This window comes from Granulimonas faecalis (assembly GCF_022834715.1).
Classification (GTDB): Bacteria; Actinomycetota; Coriobacteriia; order Coriobacteriales; family Atopobiaceae; genus Granulimonas; species Granulimonas faecalis.
Genome location: NZ_BQKC01000001.1, coordinates 1,310,140 through 1,325,657, shown reverse-complemented (window position 1 = coordinate 1,325,657; position 15,518 = coordinate 1,310,140). Strand labels below are relative to the sequence as shown.

General features: G+C 70.5%; 18 protein-coding genes. All 18 read left to right on the top strand.

The genetic code is table 11. The features are described from left to right. Nucleotides 1-2 precede the first annotated feature (2 nt). The 18 genes from ruvX to OR600_RS05965 all read left to right on the top strand — a co-directional run bounded on the left by ruvX (nt 3) and on the right by OR600_RS05965 (nt 15,159). Nucleotides 3-422 carry a Holliday junction resolvase RuvX gene (ruvX, locus tag OR600_RS06050; protein ID WP_135977196.1) on the top strand — a complete coding sequence of 140 codons (420 nt, stop codon included), beginning with the start codon at nt 3-5 and terminating at the stop codon, nt 420-422. A gap of 6 nt (nt 423-428) precedes the next feature. Then, nucleotides 429-1,796 carry an endolytic transglycosylase MltG gene (gene mltG, locus OR600_RS06045; RefSeq protein ID WP_265590822.1) on the top strand — a complete coding sequence of 456 codons (1,368 nt, stop codon included), beginning with the start codon at nt 429-431 and terminating at the stop codon, nt 1,794-1,796. Further along, a complete protein-coding gene (locus OR600_RS06040) occupies nt 1,793-2,311 on the top strand; it encodes a YqeG family HAD IIIA-type phosphatase (RefSeq protein WP_135977198.1) in 519 nt (172 codons plus the stop codon). The genes mltG and OR600_RS06040 overlap by 4 nt, the downstream gene beginning before the upstream one ends. A gap of 7 nt (nt 2,312-2,318) precedes the next feature. Next, nucleotides 2,319-2,807 (top strand): prepilin peptidase, encoded by a 489-nt coding sequence (locus tag OR600_RS06035; protein WP_168353965.1) that lies wholly within the window; start codon nt 2,319-2,321, stop codon nt 2,805-2,807. Nucleotides 2,808-2,837: 30 nt separating this feature from the next. After that, entirely contained in the window at nt 2,838-3,380 is a 543-nt protein-coding gene (locus tag OR600_RS06030; RefSeq protein ID WP_251173201.1) for a shikimate kinase, read from the top strand. Then, the gene (locus tag OR600_RS06025) at nt 3,377-4,552 is read left to right on the top strand and encodes a 3-dehydroquinate synthase (RefSeq protein WP_265590821.1); all 1,176 of its coding nucleotides are present in this window, start codon (nt 3,377-3,379) and stop codon (nt 4,550-4,552) included. The genes OR600_RS06030 and OR600_RS06025 overlap by 4 nt, the downstream gene beginning before the upstream one ends. A 41-nt stretch (nt 4,553-4,593) precedes the next feature. Next, nucleotides 4,594-5,712, top strand: coding sequence for a M24 family metallopeptidase (locus tag OR600_RS06020; protein ID WP_265590820.1), 1,119 nt, complete (start codon nt 4,594-4,596; stop codon nt 5,710-5,712). 461 nt (nt 5,713-6,173) lie between these two features. Further along, nucleotides 6,174-7,160: a PTS sugar transporter subunit IIB gene (locus OR600_RS06015; RefSeq protein WP_135977202.1), complete on the top strand. Its 987-nt coding sequence runs from the start codon at nt 6,174-6,176 to the stop codon at nt 7,158-7,160. Between the two features lie 37 nt (nt 7,161-7,197). After that, nucleotides 7,198-8,010 carry a mannose/fructose/sorbose family PTS transporter subunit IIC gene (locus tag OR600_RS06010; protein WP_251173204.1) on the top strand — a complete coding sequence of 271 codons (813 nt, stop codon included), beginning with the start codon at nt 7,198-7,200 and terminating at the stop codon, nt 8,008-8,010. A gap of 21 nt (nt 8,011-8,031) precedes the next feature. After that, the gene (locus tag OR600_RS06005) at nt 8,032-9,051 is read left to right on the top strand and encodes a PTS system mannose/fructose/sorbose family transporter subunit IID (protein ID WP_135977204.1); all 1,020 of its coding nucleotides are present in this window, start codon (nt 8,032-8,034) and stop codon (nt 9,049-9,051) included. A 133-nt stretch (nt 9,052-9,184) separates the two neighbouring features. Continuing rightward, nucleotides 9,185-9,643: a DUF956 family protein gene (locus tag OR600_RS06000; protein ID WP_204406589.1), complete on the top strand. Its 459-nt coding sequence runs from the start codon at nt 9,185-9,187 to the stop codon at nt 9,641-9,643. 109 nt (nt 9,644-9,752) lie between these two features. After that, complete coding sequence (gene efp, locus OR600_RS05995) at nt 9,753-10,316, top strand: elongation factor P (protein ID WP_135977206.1); 564 nt, start codon at nt 9,753-9,755, stop codon at nt 10,314-10,316. Nucleotides 10,317-10,502: 186 nt separating this feature from the next. Next, on the top strand, nt 10,503-10,862 hold the full coding sequence (locus OR600_RS05990) for an Asp23/Gls24 family envelope stress response protein (protein ID WP_135977207.1): 360 nt from the start codon (nt 10,503-10,505) through the stop codon (nt 10,860-10,862). Nucleotides 10,863-10,865: 3 nt separating this feature from the next. Then, a complete protein-coding gene (nusB, locus tag OR600_RS05985; RefSeq protein ID WP_204406590.1) occupies nt 10,866-11,456 on the top strand; it encodes a transcription antitermination factor NusB in 591 nt (196 codons plus the stop codon). A 1-nt stretch (nt 11,457) separates the two neighbouring features. Next, nucleotides 11,458-11,871, top strand: a complete 414-nt coding sequence (locus OR600_RS05980; protein WP_265590819.1) for an exodeoxyribonuclease VII small subunit — start codon at nt 11,458-11,460, stop codon at nt 11,869-11,871. 2 nt (nt 11,872-11,873) lie between these two features. Then, the gene (locus OR600_RS05975; RefSeq protein WP_135977210.1) at nt 11,874-12,650 is read left to right on the top strand and encodes a TlyA family RNA methyltransferase; all 777 of its coding nucleotides are present in this window, start codon (nt 11,874-11,876) and stop codon (nt 12,648-12,650) included. 14 nt (nt 12,651-12,664) lie between these two features. After that, a complete protein-coding gene (locus OR600_RS05970) occupies nt 12,665-13,534 on the top strand; it encodes an NAD(+)/NADH kinase (protein WP_135977211.1) in 870 nt (289 codons plus the stop codon). After that, nucleotides 13,531-15,159: a DNA repair protein RecN gene (locus OR600_RS05965; protein ID WP_135977212.1), complete on the top strand. Its 1,629-nt coding sequence runs from the start codon at nt 13,531-13,533 to the stop codon at nt 15,157-15,159. The genes OR600_RS05970 and OR600_RS05965 overlap by 4 nt, the downstream gene beginning before the upstream one ends. The last annotated feature ends 359 nt before the right edge of the window (nt 15,160-15,518 follow it).

The window sequence follows — 15,518 nt, the reverse complement described above, 5'->3', positions numbered from 1 at the left end:
CGGTGCGGTACCTTGCCCTGGACATAGGGGAGCGCCGCATCGGTGTGGCGGCGTCCGATGTCTCGGGCGCCGTCGCCTTCCCGGTGTGCGTGCTCCCCGCTGACGAGGTGCTCTCGGGCGCCCGGACGTTCCGTCGCGTCCTGGAGGACCACGAGCCCGACGTCCTCGTGTGCGGCAGGCCCAGGACCATGGCCGGTGACGACGGCCCCCAGGCCGAGCGGGTCATGGCGCAGGCGCGCGACATCGCCCGTGCCTGCGGTCTTCCTCTGGAATTCGCGGACGAGCGTCTCTCCAGCACCGAGGCTAAACGTATCCTGAGGGCCCAGGGCATGGACGAGCGCTCCATGCGGGGCAAGGTAGACATGGTCGCGGCGTCGCTCTTCCTCCAGGCGTTCCTCGACGCCCGACCCCACGAGAGTTAGGAACCCATGGCAGACCCCAGGAACCCCCGCGGCGGCGCCGGCGCGGGGCAGGGACGTCCCGACCGCACGCCCCGTCACAGCCGTCAGCAGGGACGTCGTGCCGCGGAGGCCCCGTGCGCCCCGCTGGCCCGTCATGCCGCCTCTCAGCGCGCCCAGGCCCCGGACCGCGCCGCCCCCCCGCGTCGCGGGGCCTCCCGTGCCACCGCCCAGCGCGTGGCCTCCGGCGCCACCACGCGCCGGGTCTCCGAGCGCACCCAGGCCCAGACCCGCAGTCGCGGCGCCGTGCGCCACCCCGGGTCCGGCGGCCCCGCCGCCCCCTCGCGCCTCCCCCTGGTCGTGGCCGCCGTCGCGGCGGTCGCCGCCGTCGTGGTCGCCTGTCTCGTGGTCTCACGCTGCGCCGCGTCCCCGTCCGACGCCCCCTCCCAGGAGCCCGCGTCCGGCGAGGTGGAGATCCAGGTGGCCGAGGGCGCCGGCACCGACGCCATCGCGCAGTCGCTCGTGGACGCCGGCCTCGTCAAGGACTCCGCCACGTTTACCAAGGCCGTCATGGCCCAGGGGGCGGGGCAGTCGCTCAAGCCCGGTACCTACCGCTTCGCTGCGGGCATCCCGGTCACCCAGATCGTGGAGCAGCTCGTGGAGGGCCCCAACACCACGTCCAACCGCGTCACCGTGCCGGAGGGCCTCACCGTGGCCAAGACGGCCGCCTACGTGCAGGACGCCCTCGGCATCCCGGCCGACGACTTCGTGGCCCAGGCGAAGGCCTCCAACTACTCCTCCGACTACCCGTTCCTCTCCGAGGCCGCCGACGACTCCCTCGAGGGCTTCCTCTGGGCCTCCACCTACGACTTCTCCGGCAAGGAGGTCTCGGCCGACGCCGTGATCCGCGCCATGCTCGACCGTTACGTCACGGCCACCGCGTCTCTGGACTGGCAGTCCGGTGAGGCCGCCCTCAAGGGCGCCTACGGCGTGGACTTCGACGACTACGACGTGCTCATCCTCGCCTCCGTCATCGAGCGCGAGGCCGTGACAGAGCAGGACCGCCCGCTCGTCTCGTCCGTCTTCTACAACCGCATGCGCGACGGCATGCCGCTGCAGTCCGACGCCACCATGGGCTATGTGACCGGCGGCGAGGTGACGGCCGACGACCTCAAGAAGGAGTCGCCGTACAACACCTACCTCAACAAGGGTCTGCCCCCCACGCCCATCTGCACGCCCTCCATCGAGTGCGTCCAGGCGGCGCTGAACCCGCAGTCCACCGACTACCTGTACTTCCTCATCATCGAGAACGGCACCTACTCCAACCACACGTTCTCGCGCACCTACGACGAGCACATGGCCGCCATCGAGCAGGCCAGGCAGGACCAGGCGCCATGAGCGCCGAGCGCGGGGGCACGCCCCTGACCCGCCCGTGGGCCCGCTACCACGCGGTCCCCGACATCCCCGTGGGGCGCCTCGTGGACGAGGGCGTGCGGCTCGTGCTGCTCGACCGCGACAACACCTGCGTCCCCGGCGACGCAGAGCACCCGCCCGCCGAGGTGGCGGCATGGTTCGACCGCGCCCGCGCGGCCGGCCTCGCCCTCTGCCTCGTCTCCAACAACTTCCACGGCACTCGGGTGGCCGCGAGCGCCGCCGAGCTGGGTGTGCCCAAGGTGGACCACGCCATGAAGCCGGCGCCCTTCGCCCTCTGGGCCGCGTGCGGGACCATGGGCGTGCCCGTGGAGCAGACGGTGCTCGTGGGCGACCAGGTGTTCACCGACGTCATGGCCGCCAACCTGGCCGGCGTGCGCCCCATCCTCGTTGACCCGCAGTCCACCGAGGAGCTCTGGTACACCCGCGTCTTCCGCCTGTTCGAGCGGGCCGCCTCGGGCGACCCCGCCTACCGCCCCTGACGCGGCCGTGGCAGCCTTCCTCGCCCTGGCCGCCTGGGCCTCCGTCGCGGACGCCCGCGAGCGGAGGCTGCCCAACGCCCTCCTGGCCGCCATGGCGGCCGTCGCCCTGGCCTTCCAGATGGCCCGGGCCCTCTCCCTGCCGCTCTCCCCGGGGCTCCCGTGGCTCGCCGCCCTCGCCGGCAACCTTCCTGCCCCCGGCCCCCTGCTCGTGGGTGCCGTCGCCGTGACGGCCGCCGCCGCTGCGGCCGAGCTCTGCGCCCGGCGCCTCGGCCGGGGTGCGGTCGGCATGGGCGACGTCAAGCTCCTCGGCTGCTGGGCCGCGCTCCTCGGCTGGGGGCCGGCCGTGGCCGCCATGGCCGCCGGGCTCTGCCTCGGCGCGGCCGTTGCCGCCCTGCGCGGGCGGGCCACGTTCGCCGTGGGCCCGTGGGCGTGCCTCGCGGGCGTCGTCGCCGCATTCCTCTGCGCCTTCGGACCGGTGATACTATCGTTCAGGTGAAACCGGCGAGACGGGGGGAGGGGGAGCCCCATGGAACATGACGGCATGGTCGTGCACGACGACTGCGACCACGTGCTCTTCGTGGGCTTCTCCGGCGCCGGCAAGTCCACGGTGGCCCGCAACCTCGGCCACATGTTCCACCGGCGCTACGTGGACACCGACCGCCTCGTCGAGCGCCGGCTCCACGGCTCGCTGCCCGTGCTCTGGCACTCGAGGGGCGAGGCGGCGTTCCGCGACGCGGAGGCCGGGGTGCTCGAGTCGCTCAAGGCCGAGAAGTCGCTCCTTGTCTCCTGTGGGGGCGGCACCGTGGAAAGCGGGCGCAACCGGAGGCTCATGGGGGAGCTCGGCCACGTGGTCTTCCTCGACGGCACGTTCGAGGACTCCCTCGCCCAGATGCGGTCCATGCGGCGCAGGCCCGACCTCGTCGACCTCGCCCACGCCGCCAACGTGTACGAGCTCAGGCGCCCGCTCTACGAGAGCGTGTGCGACTATCGCGTGATCATTACCGGCAAGACGTTCGAGGAGGTCGCCTGTGAGTGCGGCGCCCTGCTCTGGGAGGAGGGGCTGCTGTGAGCGAGGAGACCGTGAACGACACGGCCGGGGCCGTCGAGGGGGTCTCGCCGGCCTCCCCGGACGCCGGTGCGGGGGCCGTGGCCCCGCTGCGCCAGACGGTGTCCGCCAACGGCGCCTCGTGCGACGTGCGGGTGGGCGACGGCGTGCTCGACAGGTTCGGCCGCGACCTGCGGGTCTGCTGCGGCCGCACCGGCACCGCCGCCCTCCTTGTGGAGGAGGGGGCGGACCCGGGCCTCGTGGAGTCGCTCCGCCGCCTCGTGACCGACGCCGGGTTCCTCGTGCGGCGCCTGCCGGACGTGCCGGCCGCCGACGCCGCGGATGCGTCGCGCCTGCCCGGCCTCTGGGAGGCGCTCGGCTCATCCGGCGTCACCTCCTCCGACGCCCTCGTGGCCGTCGGGGGCAGGGCCACGCTGTCGTTGGCGTCGTTCGCCGCGAGCACCTGGTGCGGCGGGACCCCGCTGGCCTGCGTGCCCCTGTCCCTCGACGCGCTCGTGCTCTGCCCTGCCCTGCCGCTGCCGCTCTCCTCGGGCGGCGAGGGGGCCATGGTCTCGGCGCGCTGCCGCATGGCCATGTGCTACGCCGAGCCCGGGACCCTGGGCATCGCCGCCCTCACGCCGGGCAACGTCGCCGGCCGCGCCGCCATGGTGGCGGCCGCCGTGTGCGAGTCCCGCGACGCCTTCAACACCCTCGTGATGCGCTCGGAGGCCATGGCCGCCGGCGACGCGGCGGCCATGGCCGGGCAGGCCCTCGAGGCCGCCCGCGGCGTGGGTCGCGTCAACGCGTCCACGTCCGTGGCCGTGCGCCGGTCGCTCTCCTACGGCGAGACCTTCGCCCGGGCCCTCGGGCGCTTCCTGCCCGGGGTGGGCTGGGGCCTCCGGCTCGGCGAGGGCCTGCGTTTCGCGGCACGGCTCGCCGTGGGTGCCGTGGAGGGCGACGTCGACCTCGTCTTCGCCCAGGACGCCCTGCTCGACCGCCTGTCGGTGCCCGAGGTGCCCTGCGCCCTCGACCCGGCGGCGCTCGGTCGCGCCTTCCGCGAGGAGGAGCTCGCCCGAACCAACCGCGCCATGGTGGTGCTGCCCCACGCCGTGGGGCGCGTGCGCATGGCCGCCGTGGACGACGCCGTGCTCGCCGAGCACCTCGACGCGTGGTGCGCGGCGAGGTCGATCCTGTGAACCGCGCCCGGGGACGGGCAGGAGAGAAAGGGGAGTGCCGCATGTCCGAGGCACAGCAAGGAGGGGTCGCGCGCCTGCGCGCCCTCATGGGGGAGCGGGGCTACGACGCCGTGGTCCTGCGCAACAACGCCGACCTTAGGTGGCTTACCGGAGCCGAGCGCACCTTCGACGACGAGGTGGCCCACACCGCGGTGGTGACGGCCGACACGCTGCTGCTCCACACCGACTCGCGCTACTACAACACCTTCATGGAGCGCCTCGGGCCCGACGGCCCCTGGGAGGTCGACATGGGGAGGACGCCCCACGCCGCCTGGGCCGCCCGCGCCCTCGCCTCCGCCCGGGCCTGCGTGGCCGCGGTGGAGGACACCGTCGCCGTGGGGTTTGTGGACGACCTCGCCCGCGGCCTCGACGCCGAGTCGTGGGCCTGTCTCATGCCCCGGCTCCACGGCGCCATCTCGCGCCTGCGCATGGTCAAGGACGACGAGGAGCTCGCCCTGCTCCGCCGCGCCCAGGAGATCACCGACGCGGCTTGGGAGCACATCCGCTCCTACGTGCGCCCCGGCATGAGCGAGCTTGAGATCCGCGCGGAGCTCGAGCGCTCCATGTTCGAGCACGGCGCCGAGGCCGTCTCGTTCGACTCCATCGTCGCCGCCGGCCCCCAGGGGGCCAACCCCCACGCCCAGCCCGGCGACTACCGCGTGCGGGAGGGCGACTTCGTCACCATGGACTTCGGCGCCCTCTACCACGATTACCACGCCGACATGACCCGCACCCTCGTGGTGGGGGAGCCCTCTGAGAAACAGCGCGAGGTCTACGACGTCGTGCGCCGGGCCCACGAGGAGGCCGCCGCGGCCGTCAGGGCCGGCGTCGTCGGCGCCGACATCCACCGCATCGCCCAGCGCGTCATCGAGGAGGCCGGCTACGGCGAGTACTTCGGCCACGGCCTTGGCCACGGGGTGGGGGTCGAGATCCACGAGGACCCCAACTTCAGCCTCCGGTGGGAGGAGCCCGTCCCCGAGGGGTCCGTCGTGACCATCGAGCCGGGCATCTACATCCCTGGCGAGTTCGGCGTACGCATCGAGGACACCGGCGTGGTGACCGCCGACGGCTACGAGCCCTTCACCCGCCTCGGCCACGAGCTGGAGTCCGCCAGGGGCTAGGTTCGGCCCGTCGGATCCATATTCTATGGACATGGTTAAACGCCCCATGGGCAGCCCGTCGGCGCCCGTGGGGCGTCCCCTTCTGCCGGTGCCGGGGAGGGCCGCCCAGCGCTACCGCGGGGCCCATGGAGAAAGGAAAAAGGTCAACGCAAACGGAAAGTTGGGTACACTGAAATACCAACGGACCGGATAATATATCGAAAGCATATCCGACGGTCTGGCGCCACGTCGGTGCAGATGAACACTGATTTATGGTCATCTTTCGACTATTTGAGCAGAACCTTAATATGTAAAAAATGACCATTATATCTTCATTTGTGCGTTAAACCAACGAAAATGCGCCGCAAAAACCTATCACGGAAAAAATCCGCCTCCTCGCCACCCCGTCGGGGTGCCTGGGCTATAGTTCATGAAGGTTTTTGTACATGTAAACGACAAGGATAATTTTAGGAGGTTATGTGATGGTAGGTATTGTCCTGGCAAGTCACGGCAAATTCGCCACCGGCATCCAGCAGTCCGGCTCCATGGTCTTCGGCGACCAGGAGAACGTGGCCGCGGTCACCCTGATGCCCAGCGAAGGCCCCGACGACTTCAGGAAGAAGCTGGAGGAGGCTGTCAGCGGCTTCGACAAGGACGCCCAGGAGGAGGTCCTCTTCCTGGTCGACCTGTGGGGCGGCACCCCCTTCAACCAGTGCAGCGCGTTCGCCGACGGCCACGACCAGTGGGCCATCGTCACCGGGCTCAACCTGCCCATGCTCATCGAGGCCTACACCGGCCGCTTCTCCCTGGGCACCGCCCACGAGATCGCGACCAAGGTGTTCGTCGAGGGCCGCCGCGGCGTCCGCGTGAAGCCGGAGTCGCTGCAGCCCAAGCCCAAGGGGGGCGCTGCCGCGGCCGCTTCCTCCGCCGGCTCCGCCGCGCTGCCCGAGGGCACCGTGGTGGGCGACGGCCAGATGAAGCTCGTGCACACCCGCATCGACTCGCGCCTGCTCCACGGCCAGGTGGCCACCAACTGGGCCCGCTCGGTGGGCTGCAACCGCATCATCGTCGTCTCCGACGCCGTGGCCCACGACGACCTGCGCAAGTCGCTCATCGTCGAGGCCGCCCCTCCGGGAGTCAAGGCCAACGTCACCACCATCGCGCAGTTCGTCAAGTGCTACAACGACCCGCGCTTCGGCGACGTCAAGGCCCTGGTCCTCTTCGAGAACCCCGAGGACACCCTCGCGGTCGAGGAGGCCGGCGTGCCCATCAAGCACATCAACGTCGGCTCCCTGGCGCACTCCGCCGGCAAGACCATGATCTCGCAGGCCATCGCGGTCAGCGAGCAGGACGTCCAGGCCTTCGTCGCGCTCCGCGACAACGGCACCACGTTCGACACCAAGAAGGTTCCTTCTGACGGCGGCGAGGACCTCTTCGCCCTCATCCAGAAGAACAACATGATGCCGTAGCCACTCGGCTCTCTAGAAGGATGCAAAAGGAGGATTCATGGACATCCTTTCCGCCGTACTCATCTTCGTGATCGCCTTCCTGGCGGGCATGGAGTCGGTGCTCGACCAGTTCGAGCTGCACCAGCCCATCATTTCCTGCACTCTGATCGGCCTGGTCACCGGCCACCCCGTCGAGGGCATCATGCTCGCCGGCACCCTCCAGCTCATTGCCCTTGGCTGGATGAACATCGGCGCCGCCGTCGCCCCCGACGCGGCCCTCGCCGGCGTCTCCTCGGGCATCTTCGTGTGCCTCAAGGGCATGGGCGTGCAGGAGGCCGTCGCCGTCGCCATCCCCATGGCCGTCGCCGGCACCGTGCTCACCATCTTCGTCCGTACCATCACCGTGGGCTTCGCCCACGGCGCCGACGCCGCCGCCGCTCGCGGCAACGTCGGGGGCGTCGAGGCCTACCTCTGGCTCTCCGTGGCCTGCCAGGGCCTCCGCATCGCCATCCCGGCCATGATCATCATGGCCATCCCCGCCGAGGCCGTTCAGGCCGCCCTGGCCGCTATCCCCGAGTGGATCACCACCGGCCTGTCCACCGCCGGCGGCTTCATCGTCGTCGTCGGTTACGCCATGGTCATGAACATGATGGCCACCGCCAAGGTCTGGCCGTTCTTCTTCCTCGGCTTTGCCCTCGCCTCCGTGTCCGAGCTCGGCCTGATCGCCATGGGCATCATCGGTGTGGCCCTCGCCTTCGTCTACCTCGACCTCTCACCCGAGTTCAACGGCGGCGGCAACGGTGGCGCGGCTGCGGCCACCGCCGGCGGCGGCTCCGACCCGCTCGACGACATCCTGAACGACTACGAGTAAGACGAGGGAGGATTGAAACCAATGGCTGAGACCAAGAACGAGATTACCCTTGACCTCAAGGACCGCCGCGCGGTCTGGATGAGGACCTGGCTGCTTCAGGCCAACTGGAACTACGAGCGCATGCAGAACGTCGGCTGGTGCTACGCGATGATTCCGGCCATGAAGAAGCTCTACAAGGACCCCGAGGAGCAGAAGGCGTTCCTGAAGCGCCACCTCGAGTTCTTCAACACCCACCCCTACGTGGCCGCCCCCGTCTGGGGCGTGGAGCTCTCCCTCGAGGAGAACCGCGCCAACGGCGCCCCTGTCGACGACGCCGCCATCCAGGGCGTCAAGATCGGCATGATGGGCCCGCTCGCCGGCGTCGGCGACCCCATCTTCTGGGGCACCCTGCGCCCGGTCATCGGCGCCTTCGCCGCGTCGCTGGCCCTCACCGGCAACATCCTCGGCCCCATCCTGTTCTTCGTGCTGTGGAACGTCATCCGCATGGCCTTCCTCTGGTACACCCAGGAGTTCGGCTACAAGGCCGGCGCCTCCATCACCAAGGACCTCTCCGGCGGCCTGCTGCAGCGCGTCACCACCGGCGCCTCCGTGCTCGGCATGTTCATCATGGGCGTGCTGATCCCGCGCTGGACCTCCATCGACATGTCCTCCGTGGTCTTCTCCACCGCCGACATGGGCTCCACCACCAACGCCTTCCCGGCCGTGGACGAGCTCGTCGCCGCCCTCAACGGCGTTGCCAACGGCGGCACCGTCACCCCGGACGTCATGGCCAACGGCCTCAACAGCTTCCAGGGCATCGCCTCCCAGGGCTACAGCATCGTGGAGAACGCCGCCGCCGCCTCCCAGTCCGACCCCGGCGTGTGGCGCCTCATGAGCACCACCACCCTCCAGAGCGTCCTCGACCAGCTCCTGCCCGGTCTCCTGCCGCTCTGCCTGACCTTCCTCTGCATGTGGCTCCTCAAGAAGAAGGTCAACCCCATCGCGATCATCTTCGGCCTCTTCGCCGTGGGCATCCTCGGCGCCCTCGTGGGCATCTTCTAAGAGCCTGCACAGAGATCGCTCGCATCGAGGGCGGGGTCTTCCGGGACCCCGCCCTTCCCTGTAGCGCGCCGGGCCCGACCCGGGACCATGGGTTAGGATTGCACTCGTTCCAGACATCCAGGGAGGTGGGACCGTGTTCGGCAAGAAGGACGACATCTCGGCCATCGAGGAGGACGGCGTCCGGACCAAGGAGGACCCCGGCGAGCTCAACCGCCGGGTGGACCTCGTCGTGAACGCCAACAGCTTCGCCTCGGCCGTGTTCCCCAAGACCGGCAGGCTCATCCTGGGCGACGTGGGTCTCGAGTTCAGGGCCGACTCCGGCGTCGGCTTCATCCAGATCCCCTGGCCGAGCGTGGAGGAGGTCAAGGTGGACATCGTAGCCAACAACTATGTCCGCGCCATCACCGTCTCCACCCCCGACTGCTCGCCGCTGGAGTTCGTGGTGTCGGACGGCAAGAACCTCGTCCGGTGCCTGGCCGGGCACGTGGGCCGCGAGCGGCTCGTGCAGGCCACCCACGCCACCGGGGAGGTGGGCGACGCCGTCAGGCGCCGCGTGGGCAGGCTCTTCTCCCGCGGCAGGGGGGAGGAGTAGGGGAGGTTCGTCCCTCCTTCTGCACCGCCGCGACACAGCCAGGGCCTATACTTGACCCCCGTACGTGGCGAGAACCGCCGAGAGCTCTGTGTTAGAAAGCGAGTCACCAGTGGCAACCATCAGCACCGCAGATTTCAAGAACGGCATGGGCCTCCGGATCAAGGACAAGATCTACACCATCGTCGAGTTCCAGCACGTCAAGCCCGGCAAGGGGGGCGCCTTCGTCCGCTACAAGATCCGCGACCTCAAGAGCGGCCGCGTGATCGACCAGACCTGCAACGCCGGCTCCAAGTTCGAGAACGTCCAGCTCGTCACCAAGGAGTATCAGTACCTCTACAACGACGGCCAGGACTACTACTTCATGGACAACGAGACCTACGAGCAGCTGCCGCTGTCCGCCGACTACATCGGCGACAACGCCAAGTGGCTCCTCGAGAACGACGTCTGCCAGCTCCTGTACGCGGACGACGAGCTCCTCGGCGTGACCCCGCCCATGTTCATCGAGTGCGAGATCACCGAGACCGACCCCGGCTTCAAGGGCGACACCGTCCAGGGCGGCACCAAGCCCGCCGTCATCGAGACCGGTGCCCAGATCCAGGTGCCCATGTACCTCAACGTGGGCGAGAGGATCAAGGTCGACACCCGCGACGGCAAGTTCGTCTCCCGCGTCTAGCACCCAAGGCCCTGCCAGGCGCGGCCCGCGGCACAAGCCCGGGCCGCGCCTTCTTTGTGGCCGGGCCCGTCCGGCGGCTCAGGGGCCGCGGATTGGGCATTTATCGGGAATCAGGCGCCCTGCGTCTATACTTGACGCGGCAGACCCCAGTTTGCGGGCGCACGAGCGCAGGAAAGGACCAGGAACATGGCCAACGAGCTCTCCATCGATGGCTTTGCCATCTCCACCAACGTCATCGCAACCATCGTCACCATCGCCGCCGAGAAGGTCGACGGCGTGGCCTACGTCAACGGGCACAACGTCGCCACGAGCCTCATCACCATGTTCACCTCCAAGCCCACCGTGGCCGAGGACACGGTGGAGTGCGAGGTCACCGACGGCAAGCTCGACGTGACGCTGCCCATCGCCGTCTTCTTCGGCTACACCTTCCCCGAGGTGGCCCAGGGCGTGCGCGAGGCCGTCGCCAACGCCGTCACCACCCAGATCGGCGTGCCCGTGGGCGCCGTGAACATCCGCATCGACGAGCTCGTCTTCCCCAAGGAGTAAGCGTTGTCCAAGTCCCATCTCTCCGGCCGCCTCCTCGCCCGCGCCCAGGCCCTCCAGGTCCTCTTCCAGGCGGAGGCCACCGGCCGCCCCGTCGACCGCATCCTCGCCGACGAGTACGTGGTCACCGACGGGCCTATCGACGACTACGGCCGCGACCTCGCCCTGGCCGTGTACGACCGCCGCGGCGACCTCGACCTCGTCCTCGGCACCGTGGCCCGCAACTGGTCCGTCGGGCGCATGGCCTCGGTGGACCGCAACATCCTCCGCATCGCCCTCTACGAGCTCCTCTACGAGGAGGCCGTGGGCGACGCCGTGGCCATCGACGAGGCCGTGCGTCTCTCCAAGGTCTTCGGCGGAGACGACTCCTTCTCGTTCGTGAACGGCGTCCTCGGGCGCCTCCAGCGCGACATGGGTTCCGGCGTGGACCTCGTGGCCCGCGCCCGCGAGCAGCGCGCCGCCCAGGAGGCCGAGGCCCTCGCGGCCCAGGCGGCCGAGGCCGGCGCCGACCAGGAGCTCCAGGCCGAGGCCGACGACGCCGCGGCCGCCGACGACGCCGCGGCGGAGGCCGTAGACGCCGACGTGGCGGGGGCCTGACGTGGGCGCCCGCTCGGAGCGCGCCCACCGCGGCTTCGATGAGGTCACCGACCGCCTCGACCAGATCGTGAGCGACGTGCGCGCCAAGGACACCTCCCTCGAGCGCTCCCTCGACCTCTTCGACGAGGCCATCGCCCTCGGCTCCAAGGCCGTGGAGCTCGTGGACCGCACGGACTTCTCGCCCGCCGAGAAGGAGCGGATGGCCGAGGGCCTCGCCGCCGAGGACCTCGTGAGGGCTCAGGAGGGGGCCGGCGGCCAGGTCGCCGCGGAGCTCCTCGACGGGCGCGCGTCCGAAGGTCCCGCCATGGCCGTGCCGGGGCACCCCGAGGGCGCGGACGAGGCCCAGGCGGCCATGGGGCGCGCCGTGGACGACGCCGACGACGGGGCCTGGGCCGACGGGCCGAAGGAGGGTTAGGCGTGCCCAGGCGGCGTCGGCTCGACGACGAGCTGGTGGCTCAGGGCCTCTTCTCCTCCCGTGACGAGGCCATGCGGGCGGTCCTCGCCGGAGACGTGTCCGGCGCCGGGTTCCGCTACTCCGCGCCCGGCGACCAGGTGGTGCCGGGGTGCGAGCTCCACGTGCGCGCGCAGCGCCCCCATGTGAGCCGCGGCGCCGAGAAGCTCGCCGCGGCCCTCGACGCCTTCTCGGTGGACCCCGCGGGACTCTCCTGCCTCGACGTGGGTTGCTCCACGGGCGGCTTCACCGACCTCCTCCTGGAGCGTGGCGCCGCATCGGTGGACGCCGTGGACGTGGGCTATGCGCAGTTCGCTTGGAGCCTCCGGGGCGACCCCCGGGTGAGGCTCCACGAGCGCACGAACATCTGCGACCTCCCCGGGCGCGACGACGCCCCGGACCCCGTGGACCTGGCCGTGTGCGACGTGTCGTTCACCTCGGTGACCTCGGTCGTGGGCGCCGTGCGCGCCCTCCTGAAGGAAAGGGGCACCTTCATCGTCCTCGTGAAGCCGCAGTTCGAGGCCGACCCTGCGGACGTGGGGGAGGGGGGCGTCGTCCGCGACCCCGCCGTCCGCCTCGCCGCCGTCGAGCGTGTGGCCGACGCCCTCGACGGGTGCGGCCTCGCCGTCCAGGGCTGGGTCCCGAGCCCCATCAAGGGGGCCAAGGGCAACCAGGAGCACCTCCTCGTCGCCCGCGAGGGTGCCACGCCCCGTCCGCTTGTCTGCACCCTTAGAGACGTCTGACAGGAGGCGCCGCCATGGAGGTCCTGCTCGTCCCCAACTACTCGCGCGCCCAGGCCGTCGAGGGCGCCCGGATGCTTGCCCGCTACCTCGAGGGGCAGGGCGTGGGCGTCCGCTGGGTGCGCGACGGCGAGCGCGCCCCCCTCGGGGCGGTCACGGCCGAGGGCGCCGACCTCGTGGTGTCCCTGGGCGGCGACGGCACGCTGCTCCGCGCCGCCGGGATCGTCATGTACTCCGGCGTCCCCATCCTGGGTTTGTCCTACGGCCATCTGGGGTTTCTCACCGGCGCCGGCTCCGACCACGTCGTCGCCTCGGTGGCGGCGGCCCTCGCCGGCGAGCTCCATGTGTCGAGACGCGCCACGCTCTCGGTGGACGTCGGCTTCGGCGACGCCGAGGGGCGCGCGCCCGTGGAGGAGTGGCGCCGGGGGGTCTTCTGCCTCAATGAGATGGCCCTCTCGCGTGGCGCCATGGGCAACCTCGTGGAGTTCGACGTCTCGGTGTCGGGCAGCCCCATCGACCGCCTCAGGGCCGACGGCTTCGTGGTGGCCACGGCCACCGGCTCCACCGGCTACGCGCTCTCCGCGGGCGGCCCCATCGTGACCCCCGAGTTCAACGGCATGGTCAACGTGCCCGTGGCGCCGCACACCATCCTGGCGCGCGCGTTCCTCACCTCGCCGTCGGACGTCGTGGAGCTGTCCATGACGCCGGAGCGCCCCGTGGAGCGCTGCGTCTTCTGCGACGGGCGCCTCATGGAGGGCCCCGAGGGCCTCGTGCCCATGGTCGTGCGCGTGAGCCGCGGCCCCGGCGACATCGTCCTGCTCGACGACGACACCCACGGTTTCTACCGGAGCGTCTCCCGCGTCTTCTACGGAGGCACCAGATCATGATCGACGCCATACACGCCACCGACGTCGCGCTCATCCGCGACGCGTCCATCACCTTCTCCGACGGCCTCACCGTCATCACCGGCGAGAGCGGCTCGGGAAAGACCGCCCTGCTCTCGGCCGTGAAGCTCCTCGTGGGCGAGCGGTCCAACGCCGACATGGTGCGCGAGGGCGCCAAGGGTCTCACGGTGGAGGGCCGCTACTTCGCGGGCGACGACGAGGACGGTCACGTGGTCAGGCGCAGGGTGGACGGCCGCGGCCGCAGCCGGGTGACCGTGGACGGCTCAATCTCCTCGGTGAGGGAGCTGGCGGAGACCCTGGGCGCCACCGTGGACCTCTGCGGCCAGCACGAGCACCAGCGGCTCCTCTCGGCCGCCCACCACGCCGAGCTCCTCGACGCCTGGGTGGGCGCGCCCATGGACGCCGCGAAGGGGTCCTACCGGGAGGCCCTGGCCGCCGCCCGCGCCGCCGCCCGGGAGCTCGACCGCGTGCTCGAGCTCGGGCGCACCGCCGCCGACCGCCTGGACCAGGCCCGCTACGAGCTCGACCGCATCGACGCCGTGGGGCCCGGCGAGCGCGAGCTCGAGGAGTTGGCCGAGCGTCTGCCCAAGGCCGAGAACGCCGAGATGCTCATGCGCGCCGCGAACGACGCCTACCGGGCCGTGACCGCCGACGACGGCGTGGCCGACCGCCTGTCCGAGGCCGTGCGGGACCTGCGCCAGGCATCCTCGGCCGACCCGGCCCTCGAGGGGTTCGCCGCCTCGCTGGAGTCAGCCCTCATCGAGGCCGAGGACGTGGCCGCGTCGCTGCGCGCCTACCGCGACGCCCAGGACCTCGACCCGGCCGAGCTCGCGTCCATGCAATCGCGCCAGGCCGAGCTCCAGGGCCTCATGCGCACCTTCGGCCCCACCATGGCCGACGTCCTCGCCCGCCGCGCCGCCGCGGCCGAGGTCGTGGAGGCCGCCGAGGGCACCGGCGAGGCCGAGGCCGCGGTCCGGGCGGCCGTCGACGCCGCAGAGCGGGAGCTCGCCGAGCGGGCCGCCGAGGTGGACCGCCTGCGGGCCGAGGCCGCCGCCGGGCTGTCCGAGGCCGTGACGGCGCAGATGGGGCGCCTCATGATGGGCGGTGCCTCGCTCGAGGTGGCCGTGACCCCGCTGGCCCGCGACGAGTGGACCGCCGCCGGCCCCAGCTCCGTGGAGCTCATGTACCGGCCCGGCGAGGCCATGGCGCCCCGGCCGCTGCGCAAAGTGGCCTCTGGCGGCGAGGTGAGCCGCGTGACCCTGGCCTGCAAGGTGGTGCTCGGCGACGCCGACGAGGTGGAGACCCTCGTGTTCGACGAGGTGGACGCCGGCGTGGGCGGCACCACGGCCGTGGCCCTGGCCCAGGTGCTCTCGGACCTCGCGGGGAGCCACCAGGTGGTCTGCGTGACGCACCTCCCCCAGGTGGCCGTGGCCGGCGACGCCCACTTCGTGGTGCGCAAGGTGGAGGGTGCCGACGGTGTGCCCGAGACCCGCATCGAGGAGGTGGACGGCGAGGAGCGCGTGGCCGAGATCGCCCGCATGCTGGCGGGCGACGAGTCCGAGGCGAGCCTCGCCCACGCCCGGGAGCTCCTGGCCGACCGAGGCTAGGGGAGGGCCCCTGAATAAGACAGGAGCGACGCGCCGCCCGGTATCGGGTCGCGCGCCGCTCGTCGCTTCGTGCCATTCGGGCATCCTCAGCGGTGGAAACAAGCGCACCAATCAATTAGTAGATATAACAGCAATTTGCCAATTATATCGGAAATACTATATTTGATTTCTCGAAATGGGCTGAGACCAGAAAAGGTATATTAATGCAAAGTAATTAGCTGTTTTTACCTCCAGCAGAAGCTGGAGGTAGTATGTTCAAACAAAGAAATAAAATAATACCTAGTCTCCTCCTTTTGCTTCTATTGTCTAGTTTGCCCACGTATGCGAATGCGGTGCCGAGCCTACCAGATGATCTGAAT

What these genes read in the sequence shown, in the direction of transcription:
- OR600_RS05990 (WP_135977207.1), top strand. Translation starts at nt 10,503, where the DNA reads ATGGCCAACGAGCTCTCCATCGATGGCTTTGCCATCTCCACCAACGTC.
- OR600_RS05970 (WP_135977211.1), top strand. Translation starts at nt 12,665, where the DNA reads ATGGAGGTCCTGCTCGTCCCCAACTACTCGCGCGCCCAGGCCGTCGAG.
- OR600_RS06020 (WP_265590820.1), top strand. Translation starts at nt 4,594, where the DNA reads ATGTCCGAGGCACAGCAAGGAGGGGTCGCGCGCCTGCGCGCCCTCATG.
- OR600_RS06015 (WP_135977202.1), top strand. Translation starts at nt 6,174, where the DNA reads ATGGTAGGTATTGTCCTGGCAAGTCACGGCAAATTCGCCACCGGCATC.
- OR600_RS05965 (WP_135977212.1), top strand. Translation starts at nt 13,531, where the DNA reads ATGATCGACGCCATACACGCCACCGACGTCGCGCTCATCCGCGACGCG.
- OR600_RS06040 (WP_135977198.1), top strand. Translation starts at nt 1,793, where the DNA reads ATGAGCGCCGAGCGCGGGGGCACGCCCCTGACCCGCCCGTGGGCCCGC.
- OR600_RS06005 (WP_135977204.1), top strand. Translation starts at nt 8,032, where the DNA reads ATGGCTGAGACCAAGAACGAGATTACCCTTGACCTCAAGGACCGCCGC.
- mltG (WP_265590822.1), top strand. Translation starts at nt 429, where the DNA reads ATGGCAGACCCCAGGAACCCCCGCGGCGGCGCCGGCGCGGGGCAGGGA.
- OR600_RS06010 (WP_251173204.1), top strand. Translation starts at nt 7,198, where the DNA reads ATGGACATCCTTTCCGCCGTACTCATCTTCGTGATCGCCTTCCTGGCG.
- OR600_RS06030 (WP_251173201.1), top strand. Translation starts at nt 2,838, where the DNA reads ATGGAACATGACGGCATGGTCGTGCACGACGACTGCGACCACGTGCTC.